Consider the following 515-nt stretch of genomic DNA (forward strand, 5'->3'; position numbering starts at 1 on the left):
GTTGTTGATCGACGACCCGACTCGTTTCGACGGGGTCAGCGTCATTGGTGTCGACGAGCATGTATGGCGGCACACCCGGCGTGGTGACAAGTACGTCACCGTCATCATCGACCTCACCCCGATCAGCGAGGGGGCAGGCTCGGCACGTCTGCTCGACATGGTGGCTGGCCGTTCGAAGCAGGTGTTCAAACAATGGTTGAAAGCCCGACCGAAAGAATGGCGTGATGGCATCGACGTCGTCGCGATGGACGGATTCTCCGGCTTCAAAACAGCCTCAGCTGAGGAACTGCCCGACGCTGTCGAAGTCATGGACCCCTTCCACGTCGTCAAACTCGCCGGTGATGCCCTCGACGAGGTACGTCGCCGAGTTCAGCAGGAGACCACCGGGCATCGCGGACGAGCAAAGGACCCGTTGTACCGGGCAAGAAGAACTCTTCACACGGGCAGCAGCTTACTCACGACCAAGCAGCAGGAAAGAATCGCGAACCTCTTCGCTGACCCGAACTTCACCGAAG

At 59.6% G+C, this 515-nt stretch carries 1 protein-coding gene; it reads left to right on the forward strand.

The window, feature by feature from the left end:
• Nucleotides 1–515: ISL3 family transposase (locus ACPUD7_RS17795; protein ID WP_425120656.1), on the forward strand; the 515-nt coding region annotated here is incomplete at both ends.

Origin of the sequence: Brevibacterium sp. FAM 24630, assembly GCF_049804075.1 — a bacterium.
Taxonomy (GTDB): Bacteria; Actinomycetota; Actinomycetes; order Actinomycetales; family Brevibacteriaceae; genus Brevibacterium.